Here is a 20,651-nt window from a genome sequence, read left to right as displayed (position 1 = left end):
GCTATCTTTTTCCACAGAGAAATATTAACTAAGGACACGCCCGGGCCCCCGCATAGCGGCCTCCCGGCCTCCTGTGGAGAGAAGAGATGAGCCACTATCCGCACCTTTTCAGTCCGTTGACCATCAACGGCATGACGCTAAAAAACCGCATTATTATGCCCCCGATGGGCACCAATATGGCTACGCTCAATGGCGAGGTCTCGCAGGAACAGCTGGAATACTACGAACTACGGACCAAAGGCGGCACCGGTCTTATCACCATCGAAAACATCTGTATTGATTTCCCTTTCGCTTCCAACGGCACCACCCAACTGCGGATCGATAACGATCAATATATCCCGCGGCTGTTTAAATTAACCGAGACCCTGCATAAACACGGCGCCTGCGTATCCATTCAGTTAAATCACGCTGGCGCTTCCGCTTATGCCTACCGCCTCGAGGGTCAGACACCGCTCTCCTCCTCGACGACGCCCTCGAAAAAGCACGGTAATATTCCGCGGCCAATGACCCATGAGGAAATTTATCACGCGGTGGAAAAATTCGGGGACGCCGCAGAGCGCGTTCGTCGCGCGGGTTTTGACTGCGTCGAAATTCATGCCGGCCACTCCTATTTAATTAGCCAGTTTTTATCGCCGTTATTTAACAAACGCACCGATGAATTTGGCGGCAGCGTCGAAAACCGCACTCGAATATTAGGTCTGATTGTCGATAAAGTTCGCGCCTGCGTCGGGCCACGTTTTCCGGTCAGCCTGCGCATCAGCGCCGACGACTTCCTCAAAGGCGGCAATACCCTCGAAGATTCCTTGCGCATCCTTGAGCTCTGTCAGGAGAAGGTCGATATCATCAACGTCTCGGCGGCGCAGAACGACAACCTGAATCTGCAAATCGACCAGATGTCGCTGGAGGATGGCTGGAAGCGTTACCTCTCCCGCGCGGTGCGCGATAAATTCCATAAGCCCACGGTCATCGCCGGCAATATCCGTACCCCGCAGGTGGCCGAGGATATCCTCGCCAGCGGCGATGCCGATCTCATTGCCATTGGTCGCGGTCTGATTGCCGAGCCGGAGTGGGTCCAGAAGGTGCAAAGCGGTAAAGAGCGCGTGATGCGCAAATGCATCTCCTGCAACATCGGCTGCGCCGACCATCGCATCGCCCGCTCGCGTCCGCTGCGCTGTTCAATTAACCCGGACATCATTCACGGCGATGCCTACAAAACGCGGCGCGTTAATCGCGAAACGAACGTGGTCGTCATCGGCGCCGGCACTGCCGGGATGGAGGCCGCCTGCACCGCGGCGGAAGTCGGCTGCCACACCTGGCTGCTGGAGGCGAAAAATCACGTCGGCGGTCTCGCCAGCGATATCGCCCGTCTGCCGGAGAAAAAACGCATCGCGGATTTCCCGCAGTTTATGAAAAACCGCATCGCCGCGCTGGACAACCTGATGCTGCAGGTCGGCAAACGGGCAGACGTGGCCTCGGTTTCCGCCCTGCGTCCACATCTGATCGTCAATGCCACCGGCTCAACCCCCCTGCTGCCGCCCATTGCTGGACTGCGGGAGAATATTGACGCCGCGGAAGGCAAAGTCTTCTCCATTACCGGCATGATCGACAATCTGGCGAAATTTACCCATGTCGAGGGCAAACGCATCGCCGTTGTCGGCGCGGGCGCCGTTGGCCTCGACGTCATCGAATACTTTACCGCTCGCGGCGCGCAGGCGGTCTTAATCGAAATGCAGGACGCCGCCGGTCGCGATCTCGACATCATTACCAAGAATGCCATGTTGACCATGCTCGACGAGCACCAGGTCGAACAGCACATGAATACGCAACTGATGGCGGTGGCTGCCGACCATTTCCAGGTGAAAAATACACAGCACACCTTCGATATCCCCTTCGACTACGGCTTTGTCTGTCTGGGGATGCGCGCCAACCGGACGGGTCTCGACGAGATCGAACGCTGGGCCAATGCCAATAACGTCAAAATCATGAATATCGGCGACAGCGTGATGGCGCGACGCATTATCGACGGCATCCGCGAAGGCCGCAACGTGCTGGACACCCTCGAAGACATGGGTGCGCTGGGCAGCCGCGAAGCACAACGAATTCCCTTTCTAACTTATTGAGGATTTTTGTCATGGCAGAACGTATTACTGGACACACTGAGCTGATTGGTCTGATAGCCACCCCGATTCGCCACAGCATGTCGCCCACCATGCACAACGAGGCTTTCGCCCATCTCGGGCTGGACTACGTCTACCTGGCTTTTGAAGTCGGTAATCAGGAGCTGAAAGACGTTGTCCAGGGCTTCCGGGCTTTGAAGCTGCGCGGCTTTAACGTCTCTATGCCGAACAAAACCGAGATTTGCCAGTATCTCGATAAGCTGTCGCCGGCGGCGCAGCTGGTCGGGGCGGTGAATACCGTGGTCAATGACGACGGCGTCCTGACCGGGCATATCACCGACGGCACCGGCTATATGCGCGCCCTTAGCGAAGCGGGTATCGATATCATTGGCAAGAAGATGACCGTGCTCGGTGCCGGCGGTGCGGCGACCGCACTCTGCGTCCAGGCGGCACTGGATGGCGTGAAGGCGATCTCCATCTTCAACCGTCGCGATAAATTCTTCGCCAACGCCGAAGAAACGGTCGCCAAGATCCGCAACAACACGCGCTGTGAGATCCATCTGTTCGATCTTGACGATCATGACAAACTGCGTGCCGAAATCGATAGCAGCGTGATCCTGACCAATGCCACCGGGGTCGGCATGAAGCCGTTCGAAGGCCAGATGCTGCTGCCGGACGACAGCTTTCTGCGTCCGGATCTGATCGTCTCCGACGTCGTATACAACCCGCGCAAAACCCACCTGCTGGAAGTGGCTGAGAAAAAAGGCTGCCGCACGCTAAACGGCCTCGGGATGATGCTGTGGCAAGGCGCGCGCGCGTTCGAAATCTGGACGGGTAAACAGATGCCGGTTGATTACATCAAAAGCATCCTGTTCTAAGGGGCAAGCGATGAAAAATAAATACATCCCTACCGCGGCAGGGCTGTACCTCAACTACCTGATTCATGGCATGGGGGTGCTGCTGATCACCCTCAACATGGCTCATCTTCAGGAGCAGTGGGGAACAGATAAAGCCGGCGTATCGATCGTTATCTCCTCGTTAGGTATTGGTAAGTTAGCGACCATCGTGACCGGCTTTCTGTCGGATCGCTTTGGTCGTAAGCCCTTTATCTATCTGGGGATCCTCAGCTATCTGATCTTTTTTATCGGCATTCTGCTGACCAAAAATATCTATCTGGCCTATGTCTTCGGCATTATGGCGGGCCTGGCGAACAGCTTCCTCGACTCCGGCACCTATCCGGCGCTGATGGAATCTTTCCCGCACTCCGCCAGCCGGGCCAACGTGCTGATCAAAGCCTTCGTTTCCGCCGGGCAGTTCCTGCTGCCGTTCATTATCAGCTTCCTGATCTGGGCGAATCTATGGTTCGGCTGGTCGTTCGTGATTGCGGCGGCGCTCTTTGTACTGAGCGGGATTTACCTGCTTAAAATGCCATTCCCTGACAGCCAGGCAGCGAAAAAAGAGGAATCTCCTGAACCACAGGCGGAAACGTTCGCCCGTCCGCAGGCCAACAAACTGGATATGATGATCTTCACGCTGTACGGCTATATCGGCATGGCGACGTTCTATCTGGTCAGCCAGTGGCTGGCGCAGTACGGCCAGTTCGTGGTCGGGCTGCCCTATGCCTCGGCGATTAAGCTGCTCAGCATCTATACCGTTGGGTCGTTGGTCTGCGTCTTCGTGACTGCTGCCTTCGTCAAAGAGGTGTTCAGCTCTGCCGTCGCCATGATCATCTATACTGGCCTGTCGATGGTCTCGCTGCTGCTGGTGTGCCTGTTCCCGACGCCGATGATGGTTACCGGCTTCGCCTTTGTCATCGGCTTTGCCGCCGCGGGCGGAGTGCTACAGCTGGGAGCGACGATCATGGCGATGAGCTTCCCGAACGGGAAAGGCAAGGCAACCGGGATCTTCTACACCGCCGGCAGTATCGCCAGCTTCACGATCCCGCTGATCACCGCCAAACTTTCGCAGATCAGTATTGCCAGCATTATGTGGTTTGATTTTGCGATCGCCGTGATCGGCTTTGTGATCGCCCTGTACATCGGCTATCGTCAACTGCAGGCTCGGGCGGCGCAAAAAGTATCACGCACCGCAGTCACCGCCTGAGGTTCAACGCGAATAATAATGGATGCCTACATGACAAATGCAGTTACCGTAAAGAACATCACCTTCCAGGAAGGGGAAACCTTAATTTGTGTACCGCTGATCGGCAAAACGCTGGATGAAATACTGGGTAACGCCCACGGCCTGGTCGACGCCGGCGCCGATATCATCGAATGGCGCGTTGATCACTTTACGCAGGTCAGAGAGATGGCCCAGGTGATGGCCGCGCTGGCGGAAATCCGTGGTGCGCTGAAAGCCCTGCCGTTGCTGTTCACCTTCCGCAGCAAGAAAGAAGGCGGCGAGACCGAGCTCAGCGACGATGCCTACTTCGCGCTCAACCGCGAAGCGGCGCGCAGTGGACTGGTTGATGTCATCGATGTCGAGCTGTTCAATGATGAAGCGCAGATCCGCGCGCTGGTTGACGATGCGCATGCCGCGGGCGTCAAAGTGATCATGAGTAACCATGATTTTCATAAAACCCCCGCCCAGGAAGATATCATCTATCGCCTGCGCCGCATGCAGGATCTGGGTGCCGATCTGCCGAAGATCGCGGTGATGCCGCAATCGCCGCAGGACGTTCTGACCCTGCTCGCCGCCACGCTGACCATGAAAGAGAAGTATGCCACCCGCCCGCTGATCACCATGTCGATGGGAAAATCAGGCGGCGTCAGCCGGGTGACCGGGCGTCTTTTTGGCTCAGCCATGACCTTCGGTACCGTGGGTCAAGCTTCCGCGCCGGGACAGATCGCCATCAATAAGCTGCGTGAAGTGATGGATATTCTCTCCTGATAACCCCTTAGCCCGGAGGACCACTCCGGGCTATTCGCTAACAGATCTTCTGGCTGTCGTGGATGACCACATTTTTAAACGACTGCAGCGCCGGGGAAAGTCCCCGGTCTTTCATGGTCGCCAGATAGATATAGCGCGGAGGGAGGGTGTTTTTAATCTTCAGGATATGGACGTTGTAATGGGAGAGCGCCGAGATCCGCGGCATGATCGCGATCCCGTAGTCAATGCTGACCAGCCCGGCCATCGCGGTATCCTCTTCCACGTAGCAGGCAATCTCCGGCACCAGCTTTTGCTGCATAAATACATTATCGATAAACGGACGTAAGCCGCTATTTTCTGAAAAATAGATATAGGGATAATGAATCGTCTCCACGAGGTCGACTTCATGTTCATACAGGCGGGCCAGCGGATGATCCCTGGCGGTCACCACCACCAGCTCCTGCTGAATAACCGGAATAAAATCGATATCTGGCTCATCGGCAATATAAGAGCAGATCGCCAGATCGACTTTTCCCGCTTTCAGCTCCTGCAACAGCGTCAGCGAGGTCCCTTGAGTAAAAGAAAAAGTCACATTGTGAAACTCAGGTGAAAGAGAATATTTATTAATTAACTGCGGAACAACATATTCGCCCATCGTGTAAATAAAGGCGATACGAATGTTTTCTTTATTTTCAGCGCCGTTTTTTTGCAAAACTGTGCGGCCATTTTCCAGTGAGGCCAGGGCATCTTCGACATACGGCAGAAAACGCTTGCCGTTTTGCGTAATTTTAACGTTCCGTCCCTGTCTGGCGAACAGCGCGACCCCTAACTCCTTCTCCAGCTCTGATATCGCATGGCTTAGCGAAGGCTGAGTGATGCACAGACTGGAGGCCGCTTCGGTATAATGTTCAGTTTCAGACAGACGTTTAAAATAATAAAGTTGCTTTAGGTTCATTATTTTTGCCCGTATAATATAAGAATAAATCCACTGATGCTAATATACCATGCAAGCCACCAATAATGCGCATGAGCGGGTAAATATCGGCGGCATATCAAATATTATTTTCTGAAGCGTATGAATGTGCCACAAAGCGTTGCCATTCATAGATACTACCTATAGTTCCCGGAGATATTTTTGCATATACAAATATATGCAAAAATATTTTAAACTTTAAAGGATCTCGCTATGAGTATGTCAAACTCTCAGGAAGTCCTCACTTCCTCATCAGGGACGAAAAAAAGAAGCCGCGTTCGGATAGTTATTTTACTTCTGTTGTCCGTCGGAACGATGATCAATTATCTCGACCGCACCATCCTCGGTATCGTTGCCCCACAGTTAACCCAGGAAATTCATATCGATCCGGCGATGATGGGCATCATTTTCTCCGCCTTTGCCTGGACCTATGCCCTGGCGCAGATCCCCGGCGGCATGTTTTTAGACCGCTTCGGCAACAAACTGACCTATGCCCTGTCAATTTTCTTCTGGTCGCTGTTTACCCTGCTGCAAAGTTTCACCCTCGGGCTTAAATCTCTGCTGCTTCTGCGCCTGGGACTTGGCGTCAGTGAAGCGCCCTGCTTCCCGGCCAACAGCCGCATCGTCAGCACCTGGTTCCCGCAGCATGAGCGCGCACGTGCGACGGCAACATATACGGTTGGTGAATATATAGGACTGGCGGCCTTCTCACCGCTGTTATTTTTAATCCTCGAACATCACGGCTGGAGAACGCTTTTTTTCCTCACCGGAGGATTAGGTATTTTATTTACTTTGGTGTGGTGGCGTTTTTATCACGAACCCCATGAATCGCGCACGGCTAATCAGGCGGAGCTGGATTATATCGGCGCAAACGGTATTAACAATAAAATCCAGAACGTTCCATTTAACTGGCGTGACGCCAGGCGCCTGCTGGGCTGTCGCCAGATCCTCGGCGCCAGTCTGGGTCAGTTTGCGGGCAACACCACGCTGGTGTTTTTCCTGACGTGGTTTCCCAGCTATCTGGCCAACGAGCGCCATCTTCCCTGGCTGCACGTTGGCTTCTTCGCCACCTGGCCGTTTCTCGCCGCCGCCATCGGCATCCTCTTCGGCGGCTGGATCTCGGACCGACTGCTGAAGCGAACCGGCTCCGTCAATATCAGTCGGAAGTTACCAATAATTTCCGGATTATTACTCTCCAGCTGTATTATTGCGGCGAACTGGGTGAGCGCCAACAGCACCGTTATTATTATTATGTCAGTGGCATTTTTTGGTCAGGGAATGGTTGGTCTGGGCTGGACGTTAATTTCTGATATTGCCCCGGAAAATATGGCAGGCCTGACCGGCGGGATATTTAATTTCTGCGCTAATATGGCGTCGATTATAGCCCCACTGATAATTGGCGTGATTATCTCCGCAACGGGTAACTTCTTTTACGCACTGATCTACGTCGGCCTGACGGCGCTGATCGGCGTGATTGCCTACATTTTTATCATCGGCGACATCAAGCGAATCGAACTGAAGTAAAGACGGCGGCCCCGGCGAATTGCACGCCGGGGCGAAGAGGACGGTCAGATATCTTTCACCTTGCTGGTTAAAAACAGCGTCACCAGCGAAATCGCGGCGATCGTCCAGTAGACGCTGGCGTGGCCATAGCTCTGCGACAGCGCCCCCTGCATCACGCCGGCGAGGATCACGCCAGTGGAAATACTGTTGGTAAACAGGGTGGTCGCCGCCCCCGCGCGTCCCGGCATTAAATCCTGGAACCACAGCATGCCGATCCCGGCGATTATGCCGATAAAAATGGCGTTGAACAGCTGCAGGGCCAGCAGCGCCGTTCGGGCATGAAACAGGATCAGCCCCAGATAAAACAGCACACCGGCCGCCACCGCCGCTACCATCATTTTACGTTTACCAAAGCGCTTCACGTAGTAGCCGGCGAGGATCATCGCCGGAATCTCCAGGCCGGCGGCGGTGCCCATCAGGATCCCGGCCAGACTGTCGGGAAGCCCGAGATCGCTGCTGATCCACAGCGGCATATCAATGATATACATGGTGTTGCAGGTCCACATCAGGGTGGAGGCGATAAACAGCATCCGCACATTCTTGTCCTGCCAGCCGCCGGCCTGCGCCAGCGCCTCCGCCTCTTCCGAGGGCTGTTCCACGCGCGGAACCGAGGGCAGTTTGACCGTAATCAGCGCCAGGCTGATCGCAAAGATGCCCGCCGCAATAGAGAACATGGTGGTAAAGCCATAGTTGAGCGCCAGCATAAAGGCCAGCGGCGGGCCAATCACCCACGCCAGAGACAGCTGGGCACGCATGACCGAGCTGAACATCACCACTTCCCGCGCCGAGCTGTCGGCATATTCCCGCGCCAGGGCAAAGAGCTGCGGCATGGCGGCGTTAGCGATGGATGCCAGCATCACCCCACAGGTGATCAGCGTCAGATAGTGGCGGTTGAAGGCAAACAGCAGCGCATTGCCTACCGCCATCAGACAGCAGAACATAATTAACCGCCGCCGGTCGCCGCGGCTATCGGAGCGCTTGGCCAGCGCCAGACTCACCAGGATCCCGGCTATCGCATTCACGGTGTAGAACAGGCCCACCCAGAACGGCTGCGCCCCCACTTCGCGGCTGAGAAACAAACTCAACGTCGGCGCCTGCAATGCGCCCGCCACGCCCATCATAAAAGCAACCAGCATAAAGGCGGCATAGACGCCGTTTAGCCGTCGTCCCATCGTCATCAACCACAGCATGAAATGTCCTTAACACACGCGAAGTAAACGAAAAAAGCCAGCAGAGGCTTTCTGCTGGCGGGTGATTCTATACTCTGTGGATTTCACGTTGCAGGACAAACGGTTAACCGTTTTGCGCAGCGCTTACGCTGGCTCCGAAAGGGTGAGTCCCGTAGGGGCGATTCACGCGGCCAGAACATAGGCTCTGGGAGCATCGACAGCGATAGACCCGGGCAAGCGCGCGCACCTGCAGCTTGAAAAACGACGAGTATAACACCAATACCCAGTCACACATGATGTCTGCAAGTCAATGATCAGAGGTCTTTGACGTCACTCCCCACTGCATCAGTTCGCCCAGGATTTCCTGCTGTCGTCCTGCCATCAGGCGGGCCAGCCAGGACGCTTCTTGCGTCGCAGAAAAGTAGCGCTGGTAGAACGATTTTGCGGTAGACCTCATCATATTCACCTCCTCGCTTCATCGGGATTCATTATTGGCTTAATATGGGGAGTAATAAATTGCTGAGTTTTGCGCAGGAGTTCCCCTTTTATGTCTTCCGGCCGTCTGCAACAACAGTTCATCCGTCTATGGCAGTGCTGCGACGGCAAGTCGCAGGAGACCACCCTCAACGAGCTGGCGGAAATGCTGAGCTGCTCGCGCCGCCACATGCGCACCTTGCTCAATATGATGGAGTCCCGCGGCTGGCTGACCTGGGAGGCGGAGGCTGGCCGCGGAAAACGCTCGCGGCTGACCTTTCTCTATACCGGCCTCGCCCTGCAGCAGCAGCGTGCCGAAGATCTGCTTGAACAGGATCGCATCGATCAGCTGGTGCAGCTGGTCGGCGATAAAGCCGCCGTCCGTCAGATGCTGGTCTCGCATCTCGGGCGCAGCTTCCGCCAGGGGCGGCACATCCTGCGCGTGCTCTACTACCGGCCGATGAAGAATTTACTGCCCGGCAGCGCGCTGCGACGTTCGGAAACCCATATCGCCCGGCAAATATTCAGCGCGCTGACGCGGGTAAATGAGGAAAATGGGGAACTGGAAGCTGATATTGCCCACCACTGGCAGCAGTTGACGCCCACCCACTGGCGCTTTTTCCTCCGGCCAGGCATCCATTTTCACCATGGCCGTGAGCTGGAGATGAGCGATGTGATCGCTTCTCTGCAGCGCAGCAATGCCCTGCCGCTCTATTCGCATATCGAACGCATCGAGTCGCCCACCGCCTGGACCCTGGATATTCATCTGCGCCAGCCCGACCGCTGGCTGCCCTGGCTGCTGGGCCAGGTGCCAGCGATGGTGCTGCCGCAGGAGTGGCAGACCATGAACCACTTTTCTTCGATGCCGGTCGGCACCGGCCCGTATGCCGTGGTGCGTAACAATCAGAACCAGCTCAAGATCCACGCCTTTGAGGACTATTTTGGCTACCGGGCGCTGATCGATGAGGTGAACGTCTGGGTGCTACCGGAAATTAGCGAAGAGCCCAACGGCGGCCTGACGCTGCAGGGCAATACCGAAAGCGAAAAGGCGGTGGAGAGTCGCCTGGAAGAGGGCTGCTATTACCTGCTGTTCGACTCGCGAAGCCCGCTGGGGGCCAACGACGCGGTGCGCCGCTGGCTAAGCTATCTGTTTCAGCCCGCCAACCTGCTCTACCATGCGGGCGAACACTACCAGGGCAACTGGTTTCCCGCCTACGGCCTGCTGCCGCGCTGGCATCATGCCAGCAACCACGCCTGCGAGAAGCCGGCGGGGCTGGAGACAGTCACCCTCACCTATTACCGCGATCACGTCGAACACCGGGTGATCGGCGGGATCATGCGCGACCTGCTGGCCGCGCATCAGGTGAAGCTGGAGATCCAGGAGCTGGAGTACGATGCCTGGCATCGCGGCGAGGTAGTCAGCGATATCTGGCTCAACAGCGTTAACTTCACCTTGCCAATCGAATTCTCGCTATTCGCCTATCTGTACGAAGTCCCGCTGATTCAGCGCTGCATCCCCATCGACTGGCAGGAAGACGCCAGCCGCTGGCGCGCGGGAGAGTTTAATCCGGCCACCTGGAGTCAGCGTCTGCTGGCCAGCCAGCATATCGTGCCGCTGATCCATCACTGGCTGATGATTCAGGGCCAGCGCAGTATGCGCGGCGTGCGGATGAACACCCTCGGCTGGTTCGATTTTAAATCCGCATGGTTTGCGCCGCCGGAGCCGTAAGCCTTTCCGTCATCTGACAAAATCATTACACTAAGGCCGTTCTCAACGGGGTGCTAATAAACATACGCAATATCATTCAAGTTGCATCAAGGCAGCAAGCGGGTGAATCCCCTGGAGCATAGATAACTATGTGACTGGGGTGAACGCGCGAAGCTAACGCAGATGCGGCTTGAAGGATGAAGCGTATGGGCTGAGAAAATACCCGTCGAACCTGATCCGGATAACGCCGGCGAAGGGATTTGAGGCTCACTCAAAATCCTTTGCCCCCCCTTTTTTCTGAGGTGCAAAGTGTTGAAAAAATTACTCCCGCTGCTGGCGCTGGTCGCCATGCCCGCTCTGGCTAAGCCTGTCCTCACCGTCTATACCTATGACTCCTTCTCTGCCGACTGGGGCCCCGGCCCGGCGGTCAAAAAAGCGTTTGAAGCGGACTGCGGCTGCGAGCTGAAGTTCGTCGCGCTGGAAGATGGCGTTTCGCTACTGAATCGCCTGCGCATGGAAGGCAAAAACAGCAAGGCCGACGTCGTGCTGGGCCTGGATAACAACCTGCTGGAAGCCGCGGCACAGAGTCAGCTGTTCGCTAAAAGCCAGGTTCCCGCCAGCGCGGTCAGCGTGCCGGGCGGCTGGGATAACGACACCTTTGTCCCCTACGACTACGGCTATTTCGCCTTCGTCTATGACAAAAACAAACTGGCCAACCCGCCGAAGAGCCTGAAAGAGCTGGTCGAGAGCCCGCAAAAATGGCGGGTCATCTATGAAGATCCGCGCACCAGCACCCCGGGGCTGGGGCTGCTGCTGTGGATGCAAAAGGTCTATGGCGATAAAGCGCCCGAGGCCTGGCAGAAGCTGGCGGCGAAAACCGTTACCGTCACCAAGGGCTGGAGCGAAGCCTACGGTCTGTTCCTGAAAGGGGAAAGCGACCTGGTCTTGAGCTACACCACCTCGCCGGCCTACCACATGATTGAAGAGAAGAAAGACCACTATGCGGCGGCGAACTTCGCCGAAGGCCACTATCTGCAGGTCGAAGTTGCCGCCCGCACCGCCGCCAGCAAGCAGCCGGAACTGGCGGAAAAATTCCTCAAATTTATGGTATCTCCTGGCTTCCAGAACGCCATCCCTACCGGCAACTGGATGTATCCGGTGACCCAGGTCACCCTGCCGGCCGGGTTTGATACCCTGGTGAAGCCGCAGACCACCCTGTCCTTTACCCCGCAGCAGGTCGCCAGCGAGCGTCAGACCTGGATTAGCGCATGGCAACGCGCCGTCAGCCGCTAAACCTGAGCGGGCTGCTACCGGGCCTGTTCGCCGCTACGCTGCTCTGCGCCGTCGCGCTGGCGGCGTTTCTGGCGCTGTGGTTCAGCGCGCCCGGCGCGGGCTGGCGGACGGTCTTCAGCGATAGCTACCTCTGGCATGTGGTGCGCTTCTCCTTCTGGCAGGCGTCGCTGTCAGCGCTGCTCTCGGTGGGGCCGGCTATCTTTCTCGCCCGCGCGCTTTATCGGCGTCGCTTCCCCGGCCGCACGTTGCTGCTGCGTCTGTGCGCGATGACCCTGATCCTGCCGGTGCTGGTGGCGGTGTTCGGCATCCTCAGCGTCTATGGCCGCCAGGGCTGGCTGGCCTCGCTGTTTCACACTTTCGGCTGGCAGTGGGATTTCTCACCTTACGGCCTGCAGGGCATCCTGTTGGCGCACGTCTTTTTCAATATGCCGATGGCCACCCGCCTGCTGCTGCAGGCGCTGGAGAACATTCCCGGCGAGCAGCGGCAAATTGCCGCCCAGCTTGGCATGCGCGGCTATGCCTTCTTCCGCCTCGTCGAATGGCCATGGATGCGCCGGCACATTCCCGCCGTCGCCGCGCTGATTTTTATGCTCTGCTTTGCCAGCTTCGCCACCGTGCTGTCGCTGGGCGGTGGCCCGAAGGCCACCACGATTGAGCTGGCTATCTACCAGGCGCTGAGCTTTGACTACGATCCGGCGCGAGCGGCAATGCTGGCGTTGATTCAGATGCTCTGCTGCCTCGGGCTGGTGCTGCTCAGCCAGCGCCTCAGTAAAGCGGTGGCTATCGGCGTCAGCCATGTCCGCGGCTGGCGTGACCCTGACGATCGCCTGCATAGCCGGCTGAGCGATGGGTTGCTGATCGGCGCCGCCCTGCTGCTGCTGCTGCCGCCGCTGCTGGCGGTCATCGTCGACGGGGTCAACCGCAATATGCTGGACGTGCTGGCGCAGCCCGCCCTCTGGCAGGCATTAACGACTTCCCTGCGCATCGCCATCGCCGCCGGGCTGTTGAGCGTGACCCTGACAATGATGCTGCTATGGAGCAGTCGCGAGCTGCGCGCCCGTCAGCGGCCGCTGGCCGGGCAGGCGATGGAGCTGAGCGGCATGCTGATCCTTGCCATGCCGGGCATCGTGCTGGCTACCGGCTTCTTTCTGCTGCTCAATAACAGCATCGGCCTGCCGGAGTCCGCCGACGGCATCGTCATCTTTACCAACGCTCTGATGGCGATCCCCTACGCGCTTAAAGTGCTGGAAAACCCGATGCGCGACATTGCCGTCCGCTACAATATGCTGTGCCAGTCGCTGGGGATCGAAGGCCTGACGCGACTGCGGGTCATCGAACTTCGCGCGCTCCGGCGCCCCCTAGCCCAGGCGTTAGCCTTCGCCTGCGTGCTGTCGATTGGCGACTTCGGCGTGGTGGCGCTGTTCGGCAACGAGGCGTTCCGCACCCTGCCTTTCTATCTCTACCAGCAGATAGGCGCCTACCGCAGCCAGGACGGCGCCGTCACCGCTCTGCTTCTGCTGCTGCTCTGTTTCTTACTATTTACGCTGATTGAAAAACTTCCGGGGCGTGATGCTAAAACTCAATGATGTGACCTGGCTGTACCAACATCTGCCGATGCGCTTTACTCTCGACGTCGCGCGCGGCGAGCGCATCGCGGTGCTCGGCCCCAGCGGCGCCGGAAAGAGCACCCTGCTGAATCTGATCGCCGGTTTTCTGCCGCCCGCCAGCGGCAGCCTGCAGATTAACGGCGAGACGCATCACGCGACGCCGCCGGCGCAGCGTCCGGTCTCGATGCTGTTCCAGGAGAATAACCTGTTTAACCATCTGACCATTCGGCAGAATATCAGCCTCGGGATCCACCCTGGCCTGAAACTGAGCCGCGAACAGCAGCATAAAGTCACGGCGATTGCCGCCCAGATGGGAATTGATGCCCTGCTTGACCGCCTGCCGGGAGCGCTCTCCGGCGGTCAACGGCAGCGCGCGGCGCTGGCCCGCTGTCTGGTGCGCCAGCAGCCGGTGCTGCTGCTGGATGAACCCTTCTCGGCGCTCGACCCGGCGCTGCGTCAGGAGATGCTGGCGCTGGTGGCGGATGTCTGTGAACAGCAGCAGCTCACCCTGCTGATGGTTTCGCACAGCGTGGAAGATGCCGCGCGCATCGCGCCGCGCTCGATTGTGGTCGCCGAAGGGCGCATTGTCTGGGATGGCGCTACCGCCGAGCTGTTAAGCGGCCGCAGCAGCGCCTCGCATCTGATGGGGATCAGCGCGCGATAACCTTGTGCAGGATCGCCAGATAGACCGGCATCAGCGGATGGCAGAAGACAAATGTTAACGCCGTTGCCGCCAGCGCGACCATACACGGCGCCAGCCACAGCAGACGCCCGCGCGGCAGCCAGCGGGACAGCCGATCGCCAGACGTTTTCGCGCTCCGCCACAGCCGCCAGCACAGCCACCCCGCCAGCCAGGCCAGCAGCGCCGCCCCCAGCAGCAGCCATTGAAAGCTGGCGCTGTTTTCATCGGCCGGAATATCAATCGCCGCGCCGGCGAGAATCCCCGGCAGGAAATAGAGCGGCGGCCAGAGCAGGCAGCCGATAATATTCGGGAGCACGAATTTGGCCACCGGCAGGTCGAGCATCCCGGCGACCATCGGCACCAGCGGACGCGTCGGCCCGACAAAGCGGCCAATCAGGATGGTGATCATGCTGTGCTGGTGCAGCGCATGCTCGGTTTTTTCCAGCAGGGCGCGGTTTTTCTTCATGAACGACCAGCGGTGCAGCGGCTTTTTAAAGCGCCAGCCGAGCCAGAATGAGATCCAGTCTCCCAGCAGACAGCCCACGATCCCCGCCAGCCACGCCTGCCAGAAATTAACCTCACCGCCGCCAATCAGCGCCCCAAGGCCGGCCATCATCACCGTTCCGGGTAAAATAAGCCCCACCAGCGCCAGCGACTCGAGAAAGGCCACCAGCATCACGGCTAACAACGAGTAGACCGTGGATTGGGTAATAAAGTGTTCGAGCAATGCTTGCATAATGTACCCGGTTAAAAAACGAAGCCCGGATTCTCCGAAGCCATCGCGCCGTCGTCAAGCCAACAATTGTCTTAATAGTTTACTGGCTGTGACATTTAAGCGGGTCATCATTTCACTTTCTTTACTTTTTATTCACATCCCGCGCGGAATTCGCTCGGGCTGGCGCCGGTGCATTTTTTGAATACGCGGGAAAAATAAAGCTGATCTTCAAAGCCGACGTTGCGCCCGACGGTGGCGATCGGCATCCGCGTGGTGCTCAGCAACAGTTTGGCCTGGCTGATGCGCTGATCTTCACGCCAGCCGAGCACGCTGATCCCTAACTGCTGGCGGAACAGGTGCGACAGACGCGAGGGCGACAGGCAGACGTGCTGGGCGACGCTGGCGATATCAAAATGGCTGTCCGCCAGATGGTCGCTGATGTACTGGCAGGCGTCGCGCACCCGGTTATCCAGCGGCGGATGCAGCGATTCGTTGATCGCCTCCATCCGCCGCAGCAGGAGCTGTTCCAGCAGATTAATCGCCAGCAGTTCGGAATAGCGCCCCGCCCCCTGTCCGGCATCGACTATCTGGCCGAACAGCTCGCCAAAGCGCGCCTGCCACTGCTCGTCCGGACGGAAAAAGCCGGTCTGGGCGAAGATGGTCGGCCAGTTGAGCCACTCGTGCCAGTAGGCGCGCGGGCGGAAGTAGACCCACTGGTGATACCACTCGCTGGCGTCGGGATGGCGGCCGTAGTGATGGATCTCCCCCGGCGGGAACAGCAGCATATCGCCCGGCCGGCAGACAAACTGCTCGCCGTGGTTGTTGATCACCCCCTCGCCGCGGATCGTCAGGTTGAGGATATAGCCTTTCATACCCAGCGGGCGGTCGATAAAAAAATCCAGGTATCCCTGCGCCTCAATCGGCGTCAGACCGGTGACCAGATGAGCGTTAAAAGAGTAGCCCGGCAGCAGCGGATCGTTTTGCGTTTCGGCCATACGCGTGGTTCTCCCCGAAGGTATTAGTGACACCAATTGTCCATATTCATCATTTTATCGCTCTCGGCCCTGTCACGACTGCGACGGCAGTGGGAATTTCGCTAAAAAGCCGCACAGCAAGCGAAAAAAGCGCCAGCGGCGTGCATTCCACCGTGATATGCCGGGTAACAAAAGTGTCTATAAATACGGCAGGAAAGTCCACATCGAATATTTGCACGGCGTCACACTTTGCGAGGTGACAGCAAAATAATCCATAAGATTAGCGAATCCGGCCTGACGGATTTTGCCGGGGATATCTACTGTTGCTGCATGAATGATTTCTGCATGGAGTAACAAGATGGCAATTGCGATTGGCCTCGACTTTGGTAGTGACTCAGTCCGCGCCCTGGCGGTGGAATGCGCCTCCGGCGCAGAACTGGCGGCAAGCGTGGAGTGGTATCCGCGCTGGCGGGAAGGACAGTATTGCGATGGCGCTAACAACCGGTTCCGCCACCACCCGCGAGATTACATCGAGTCCATGGAAGCGGCGCTGAAAAGCGTACTTGCCTCCCTGAGCGCCGAACAGCGCGCCGACGTCGTGGGCATTGGCGTCGACAGCACCGGCTCAACCCCGGCTCCCGTTGATGCCGAGGGCAACGTGCTGGCGCTGCGCGAAGAATTCGCTGACAACCCTAACGCCATGTTTGTCCTGTGGAAGGATCATACCGCGGTCGAGGAAGCCGAGGCGATCACCCGCCTGTGCCACCAGCCGGGCAAAGAGGATTACTCGCGCTATATTGGCGGGATCTACTCCAGCGAATGGTTCTGGGCCAAAATCCTCCACGTCACCCGGGAAGATAGCGCCGTCGCCCAGGCAGCCGCCTCGTGGGTGGAGCTTTGCGACTGGGTGCCCGCCCTGCTCTCCGGCACCACCCGTCCGCAGGATCTGCGCCGCGGCCGCTGCAGCGCCGGGCATAAATCCCTGTGGCATGAGAGCTGGGGCGGTCTGCCGCCGGCCAGCTTCTTCGATGAGCTTGATCCCATCATTAACCAGCATCTGGCCTGGCCGCTGTTCACCGATACCTGGACGGCCGATGTGCCGGTCGGCACGCTGAGCGCAGAGTGGGCCCAGCGCCTGGGCCTGTCGCAGACCGTGGCCATCTCCGGCGGCGCCTTCGACTGCCATATGGGCGCCGTGGGCGCCGGCGCGCAGCCTAACGCGCTGGTGAAAGTCATCGGCACCTCCACCTGCGACATTCTGATTGCCGATAAAGAGAGCGTCGGCGACCGCACGGTCAAAGGCATCTGCGGCCAGGTCGACGGCAGCGTGGTCCCGCACTTTATCGGTATGGAGGCAGGCCAGTCCGCCTTCGGCGATATTTACGCCTGGTTTGGTCGCATTCTCGGCTGGCCGCTGGAGCAGCTAGCCCAGCAGCAGCCAGCGTTGCGGGAGCAAATCAAAGCCAGCCAAAAACAGTTACTGCCGGCGCTCACCGAAGCCTGGGCCAACAATCCATCGCTGGAGCATCTGCCGGTGGTGCTTGACTGGTTCAACGGCCGTCGCACGCCGAATGCCAACCAGCGCCTGAAAGGGGTGATCACCGACCTTAACCTGGCCACCGACGCGCCGGCGCTGTTCGGCGGTCTGATCGCCGCCACCGCCTTCGGCGCTCGCGCCATTATGGAGTGCTTCACCGAGCAGGGGATCCCGGTTAACAACGTCATGGCGCTCGGCGGTATCGCGCGGAAAAACCAGGTCATCATGCAGGCCTGCTGCGACGTGCTGAACCGTCCGCTGCAGATTGTCGCCTCCGATCAGTGCTGCGCGCTGGGGGCGGCTATCTTTGCCGCCGTCGCCGCCGGCGTCTATGAGGATATTCCAGCCGCCCAGCAGCGGATGGCAAGCCAGGTGGAAACCACTCTGCAGCCGCGCCCGGCGCAGGCACAGCGTTTCGAACAACTCTATCAGCGCTACCAACAGTGGTCGGTCAGCGCCGAACAACACTATCTCCCTTCGGCTGCAAAGGCGGAAAAAGCCCCGCAATCTCAGGCAGCGCTCACCCATTAAGGATACGAAAATGACGATTTTTGATAACTATGAAATATGGTTCGTTATTGGCAGCCAACATCTGTACGGCCCGGAAGCCCTGCGCCAGGTGACGAAGCATGCCGAACATGTGGTGAACAGCCTGAATGCGGAAGCCAAACTGCCGTGCAAACTGGTCCTTAAGCCGCTGGGCACCACCCCGGACGAAATCACTCACATCTGCCGCGACGCTAACTACGATGACAAATGCGCCGGGTTAGTGGTCTGGCTGCACACCTTCTCGCCGGCAAAAATGTGGATCAACGGCCTGACCATTCTCAACAAGCCGCTGCTGCAGTTCCATACTCAGTACAACGCCGCGCTGCCCTGGGACAGCATCGATATGGACTTTATGAACCTGAACCAGACCGCGCATGGCGGCCGCGAGTTCGGCTTCATCGGCGCCCGTATGCGCCAGCAGCACAGCGTGGTGACCGGCCACTGGCAGGATAAAGAGGCCCACCAGCGCATCGGCGGCTGGATGCGCCAGGCGGTCTCCAGACAGGATACCCGTCATCTTAAAGTGTGCCGTTTCGGCGATAACATGCGCGAAGTGGCGGTGACCGACGGCGATAAAGTCGCGGCGCAGATCAAGTTTGGCTTCTCGGTGAACACCTGGGCGGTCGGCGATCTGGTGCAGGTGGTCAACAGCATCAGCGACGGCGATATCAGCGCCCTGGTCGATGAATATGAAAGCAGCTACCGTCTGACCCCGGCGGCGCAGGTTCACGGCGACAAGCGTCAGAACGTGCTGGACGCCGCGCGCATTGAGCTGGGGATGAAACGCTTCCTCGAACAGGGCGGTTTCCACGCCTTTACCACCACCTTTGAAGATCTCCACGGCCTGAAACAGCTCCCGGGGCTCGCCGTACAGCGCCTGATGCAGCAGGGCTACGGCTTTGCCGGCGAGGGCGACTGGAAAACCGCCGCTCTGCTTCGCATCATGAAGGTGATGTCAACTGGTCTGCAGGGCGGCACCTCCTTTATGGAGGATTACACCTACCACTTCGACAACGGCAACGATCTGGTGCTCGGCTCGCACATGCTGGAAGTGTGCCCGACGATCGCCACCGCCGAGAAACCGATCCTCGACGTCCAGCCGCTGGGCATCGGCGGCAAAGCGGATCCGGCGCGCCTGATCTTCAATACTCAGACCGGCCCGGCGATTGTCGCCAGCCTGATCGACCTGGGAGACCGCTTCCGTCTGCTGGTCAATACCATCGAAACCGTCCCGACCCCGCACGACCTGCCGAAGCTGCCGGTGGCTAACGCCCTGTGGAAAGCGCAGCCGGATCTGCGTACCGCTTCGGAAGCCTGGATCATCGCCGGCGGCGCGCACCATACCGTCTTCAGCCATGCGCTGAACCTCGACGATATGCGCCAGTTCGCCGAACTGAATGATATCGAGCTGACTGTCATCGACAACGACACCCGTCTGCCGGCCTTCAAAGACGCGCTGCGCTGGAATGAAGTCTATTACGGTTCAAAACGCTAAGAGGTCGCCCCCTCACCCTACCCCTCTCCCCGCCGGGGAGAGGGTACCGGCCTGGCGCGATACCGCCTTTCTCCCTCTCCCGACGGGAGAGGTTCGGGGTGAGGGATACCCGACTCGCCTGCTATTCGGAGCACACTATGTTAGAAGATCTTAAACGCCAGGTGCTGGAAGCCAACTTAGCGCTGCCGCAGCATAATCTGGTGACCTTAACCTGGGGCAACGTCAGCGCCGTCGACCGCGACCAGGGCGTTCTGGTTATCAAACCCTCCGGCGTGGATTACCGCGTGATGACCGCCGACGATATGGTGGTGGTCAGTCTGGAGAGCGGCGAAGTGGTGGAGGGTAAGAAGAAACCCTCGTCGGATACCCCGACCCATCGCCTGCTGTATCAGGCCTTCCCGACGCTGGGCGGCATTGTGCATACCCATTCGCGCCACGCCACCATCTGGGCGCAGGCCGGGCAAGCTATTCCGGCGACCGGCACCACCCACGCCGACTATTTCTATGGTCCGGTGCCCTGCACCCGGCTGATGACCGATGCGGAGATCAACGGCGAATACGAATGGGAAACCGGCAAGGTGATTGTCGAAACCTTCCGCCAGCGCGAGATCGACCCGGCGCAGATGCCCGGCGTGCTGGTTCATTCCCACGGCCCGTTCGCGTGGGGTAAAAACGCCGAAGACGCGGTGCATAACGCCATCGTGCTGGAAGAGATCGCCTATATGGGCATCTTCTGCCGCCAGCTGGCGCCGCAGCTGCCGGATATGCAGCAGACGCTGCTGGATAAACACTATCTGCGTAAGCATGGGGCCAAAGCCTACTACGGCCAATAATCACCCTGCTCGCGCTGCGTTTAGCAGGGCTACGGCTCTGCACCGTCTGGCAGACCGGATAAGGCGCAAGCCGAAATCCGGGGCCACCTCAGCG

Annotated in this window: 17 protein-coding genes; 12 read left to right on the top strand and 5 right to left on the bottom strand. The window is 58.5% G+C overall.

Annotated elements, in window-relative coordinates:
• The first annotated feature begins 86 nt into the window (after positions 1-86).
• The 4 genes from ACQUTP_RS17870 to aroD are packed head-to-tail and all read left to right on the top strand — an operon-like array spanning position 87 to position 5,006.
• Positions 87-2,120, top strand: coding sequence for an FAD-dependent oxidoreductase (locus ACQUTP_RS17870; RefSeq protein WP_428902418.1), 2,034 nt, complete (start codon positions 87-89; stop codon positions 2,118-2,120).
• A gap of 11 nt (positions 2,121-2,131) precedes the next feature.
• A complete protein-coding gene (locus tag ACQUTP_RS17865; RefSeq protein ID WP_017901194.1) occupies positions 2,132-2,995 on the top strand; it encodes a shikimate dehydrogenase in 864 nt (287 codons plus the stop codon).
• Between the two features lie 10 nt (positions 2,996-3,005).
• The gene (locus ACQUTP_RS17860) at positions 3,006-4,220 is read left to right on the top strand and encodes an MFS transporter (protein ID WP_004204317.1); all 1,215 of its coding nucleotides are present in this window, start codon (positions 3,006-3,008) and stop codon (positions 4,218-4,220) included.
• Positions 4,221-4,250: 30 nt separating this feature from the next.
• Complete coding sequence (aroD, locus tag ACQUTP_RS17855) at positions 4,251-5,006, top strand: type I 3-dehydroquinate dehydratase (protein WP_004204316.1); 756 nt, start codon at positions 4,251-4,253, stop codon at positions 5,004-5,006.
• A 37-nt stretch (positions 5,007-5,043) separates the two neighbouring features.
• Here the strand turns inward: aroD and ACQUTP_RS17850 are convergent, their stop codons facing one another.
• On the bottom strand, positions 5,044-5,940 hold the full coding sequence (locus tag ACQUTP_RS17850; protein ID WP_004204315.1) for a LysR family transcriptional regulator: 897 nt from the start codon (positions 5,938-5,940) through the stop codon (positions 5,044-5,046).
• 231 nt (positions 5,941-6,171) lie between these two features.
• Here ACQUTP_RS17850 and ACQUTP_RS17845 point away from each other — a divergent pair, with 231 nt between their 5' ends.
• Positions 6,172-7,482, top strand: coding sequence for an MFS transporter (locus ACQUTP_RS17845; protein ID WP_004204313.1), 1,311 nt, complete (start codon positions 6,172-6,174; stop codon positions 7,480-7,482).
• Between the two features lie 44 nt (positions 7,483-7,526).
• Here the strand turns inward: ACQUTP_RS17845 and ACQUTP_RS17840 are convergent, their stop codons facing one another.
• Positions 7,527-8,711, bottom strand: coding sequence for a sugar efflux transporter (locus ACQUTP_RS17840; RefSeq protein ID WP_285755755.1), 1,185 nt, complete (start codon positions 8,709-8,711; stop codon positions 7,527-7,529).
• 286 nt (positions 8,712-8,997) lie between these two features.
• On the bottom strand, positions 8,998-9,150 hold the full coding sequence (gene sgrT, locus ACQUTP_RS17835; RefSeq protein ID WP_004204309.1) for a glucose uptake inhibitor SgrT: 153 nt from the start codon (positions 9,148-9,150) through the stop codon (positions 8,998-9,000).
• Between the two features lie 87 nt (positions 9,151-9,237).
• Here sgrT and sgrR point away from each other — a divergent pair, with 87 nt between their 5' ends.
• From sgrR to thiQ, 4 genes are all read left to right on the top strand, one after another.
• On the top strand, positions 9,238-10,893 hold the full coding sequence (sgrR, locus tag ACQUTP_RS17830) for an HTH-type transcriptional regulator SgrR (RefSeq protein ID WP_285755756.1): 1,656 nt from the start codon (positions 9,238-9,240) through the stop codon (positions 10,891-10,893).
• Positions 10,894-11,181: 288 nt separating this feature from the next.
• The gene (thiB, locus tag ACQUTP_RS17825; RefSeq protein WP_285755757.1) at positions 11,182-12,165 is read left to right on the top strand and encodes a thiamine ABC transporter substrate binding subunit; all 984 of its coding nucleotides are present in this window, start codon (positions 11,182-11,184) and stop codon (positions 12,163-12,165) included.
• Positions 12,141-13,751 (top strand): thiamine/thiamine pyrophosphate ABC transporter permease ThiP, encoded by a 1,611-nt coding sequence (gene thiP, locus ACQUTP_RS17820; RefSeq protein ID WP_004204304.1) that lies wholly within the window; start codon positions 12,141-12,143, stop codon positions 13,749-13,751. The genes thiB and thiP overlap by 25 nt, the downstream gene beginning before the upstream one ends.
• On the top strand, positions 13,735-14,436 hold the full coding sequence (gene thiQ / locus ACQUTP_RS17815) for a thiamine ABC transporter ATP-binding protein ThiQ (RefSeq protein WP_017901198.1): 702 nt from the start codon (positions 13,735-13,737) through the stop codon (positions 14,434-14,436). The genes thiP and thiQ overlap by 17 nt, the downstream gene beginning before the upstream one ends.
• Here thiQ and ACQUTP_RS17810 read toward each other — a convergent pair.
• A complete protein-coding gene (locus ACQUTP_RS17810) occupies positions 14,423-15,190 on the bottom strand; it encodes a DedA family protein (protein WP_285755758.1) in 768 nt (255 codons plus the stop codon). The genes thiQ and ACQUTP_RS17810 overlap by 14 nt on opposite strands.
• 128 nt (positions 15,191-15,318) lie before the next feature.
• Entirely contained in the window at positions 15,319-16,164 is an 846-nt protein-coding gene (gene araC, locus ACQUTP_RS17805; RefSeq protein WP_004204301.1) for an arabinose operon transcriptional regulator AraC, read from the bottom strand.
• 337 nt (positions 16,165-16,501) lie between these two features.
• Here araC and araB point away from each other — a divergent pair, with 337 nt between their 5' ends.
• From araB to araD, 3 genes are all read left to right on the top strand, one after another.
• A complete protein-coding gene (araB, locus tag ACQUTP_RS17800; RefSeq protein WP_017901200.1) occupies positions 16,502-18,211 on the top strand; it encodes a ribulokinase in 1,710 nt (569 codons plus the stop codon).
• A 10-nt stretch (positions 18,212-18,221) separates the two neighbouring features.
• Positions 18,222-19,724 carry an L-arabinose isomerase gene (araA, locus tag ACQUTP_RS17795; protein WP_285755759.1) on the top strand — a complete coding sequence of 501 codons (1,503 nt, stop codon included), beginning with the start codon at positions 18,222-18,224 and terminating at the stop codon, positions 19,722-19,724.
• Between the two features lie 137 nt (positions 19,725-19,861).
• The gene (gene araD / locus ACQUTP_RS17790) at positions 19,862-20,557 is read left to right on the top strand and encodes an L-ribulose-5-phosphate 4-epimerase (protein ID WP_017901201.1); all 696 of its coding nucleotides are present in this window, start codon (positions 19,862-19,864) and stop codon (positions 20,555-20,557) included.
• Positions 20,558-20,651: the final 94 nt, after the last annotated feature.

The sequence above is a fragment of the Klebsiella sp. 2-CIP_Kleb. genome (assembly GCF_050378715.1).
GTDB classification, from domain to species: Bacteria; Pseudomonadota; Gammaproteobacteria; order Enterobacterales; family Enterobacteriaceae; genus Klebsiella; species Klebsiella quasipneumoniae.
The sequence above is the reverse complement of the archived record's forward strand: the minus strand, read 5'-3'. Positions and strand labels throughout refer to the sequence as shown.

Excerpts from the sequence above, each read along its gene's own strand:
- ACQUTP_RS17840 (WP_285755755.1), bottom strand. The coding sequence starts at position 8,711 with ATGCTGTGGTTGATGACGATGGGACGACGGCTAAACGGCGTCTATGCC.
- ACQUTP_RS17850 (WP_004204315.1), bottom strand. The coding sequence starts at position 5,940 with ATGAACCTAAAGCAACTTTATTATTTTAAACGTCTGTCTGAAACTGAA.
- ACQUTP_RS17845 (WP_004204313.1), top strand. The coding sequence starts at position 6,172 with ATGAGTATGTCAAACTCTCAGGAAGTCCTCACTTCCTCATCAGGGACG.
- thiP (WP_004204304.1), top strand. The coding sequence starts at position 12,141 with ATGGCAACGCGCCGTCAGCCGCTAAACCTGAGCGGGCTGCTACCGGGC.
- araB (WP_017901200.1), top strand. The coding sequence starts at position 16,502 with ATGGCAATTGCGATTGGCCTCGACTTTGGTAGTGACTCAGTCCGCGCC.
- sgrR (WP_285755756.1), top strand. The coding sequence starts at position 9,238 with ATGTCTTCCGGCCGTCTGCAACAACAGTTCATCCGTCTATGGCAGTGC.
- araD (WP_017901201.1), top strand. The coding sequence starts at position 19,862 with ATGTTAGAAGATCTTAAACGCCAGGTGCTGGAAGCCAACTTAGCGCTG.
- ACQUTP_RS17865 (WP_017901194.1), top strand. The coding sequence starts at position 2,132 with ATGGCAGAACGTATTACTGGACACACTGAGCTGATTGGTCTGATAGCC.
- araA (WP_285755759.1), top strand. The coding sequence starts at position 18,222 with ATGACGATTTTTGATAACTATGAAATATGGTTCGTTATTGGCAGCCAA.
- aroD (WP_004204316.1), top strand. The coding sequence starts at position 4,251 with ATGACAAATGCAGTTACCGTAAAGAACATCACCTTCCAGGAAGGGGAA.
- ACQUTP_RS17860 (WP_004204317.1), top strand. The coding sequence starts at position 3,006 with ATGAAAAATAAATACATCCCTACCGCGGCAGGGCTGTACCTCAACTAC.
- ACQUTP_RS17870 (WP_428902418.1), top strand. The coding sequence starts at position 87 with ATGAGCCACTATCCGCACCTTTTCAGTCCGTTGACCATCAACGGCATG.
- thiQ (WP_017901198.1), top strand. The coding sequence starts at position 13,735 with ATGCTAAAACTCAATGATGTGACCTGGCTGTACCAACATCTGCCGATG.
- sgrT (WP_004204309.1), bottom strand. The coding sequence starts at position 9,150 with ATGATGAGGTCTACCGCAAAATCGTTCTACCAGCGCTACTTTTCTGCG.
- araC (WP_004204301.1), bottom strand. The coding sequence starts at position 16,164 with ATGGCCGAAACGCAAAACGATCCGCTGCTGCCGGGCTACTCTTTTAAC.
- ACQUTP_RS17810 (WP_285755758.1), bottom strand. The coding sequence starts at position 15,190 with ATGCAAGCATTGCTCGAACACTTTATTACCCAATCCACGGTCTACTCG.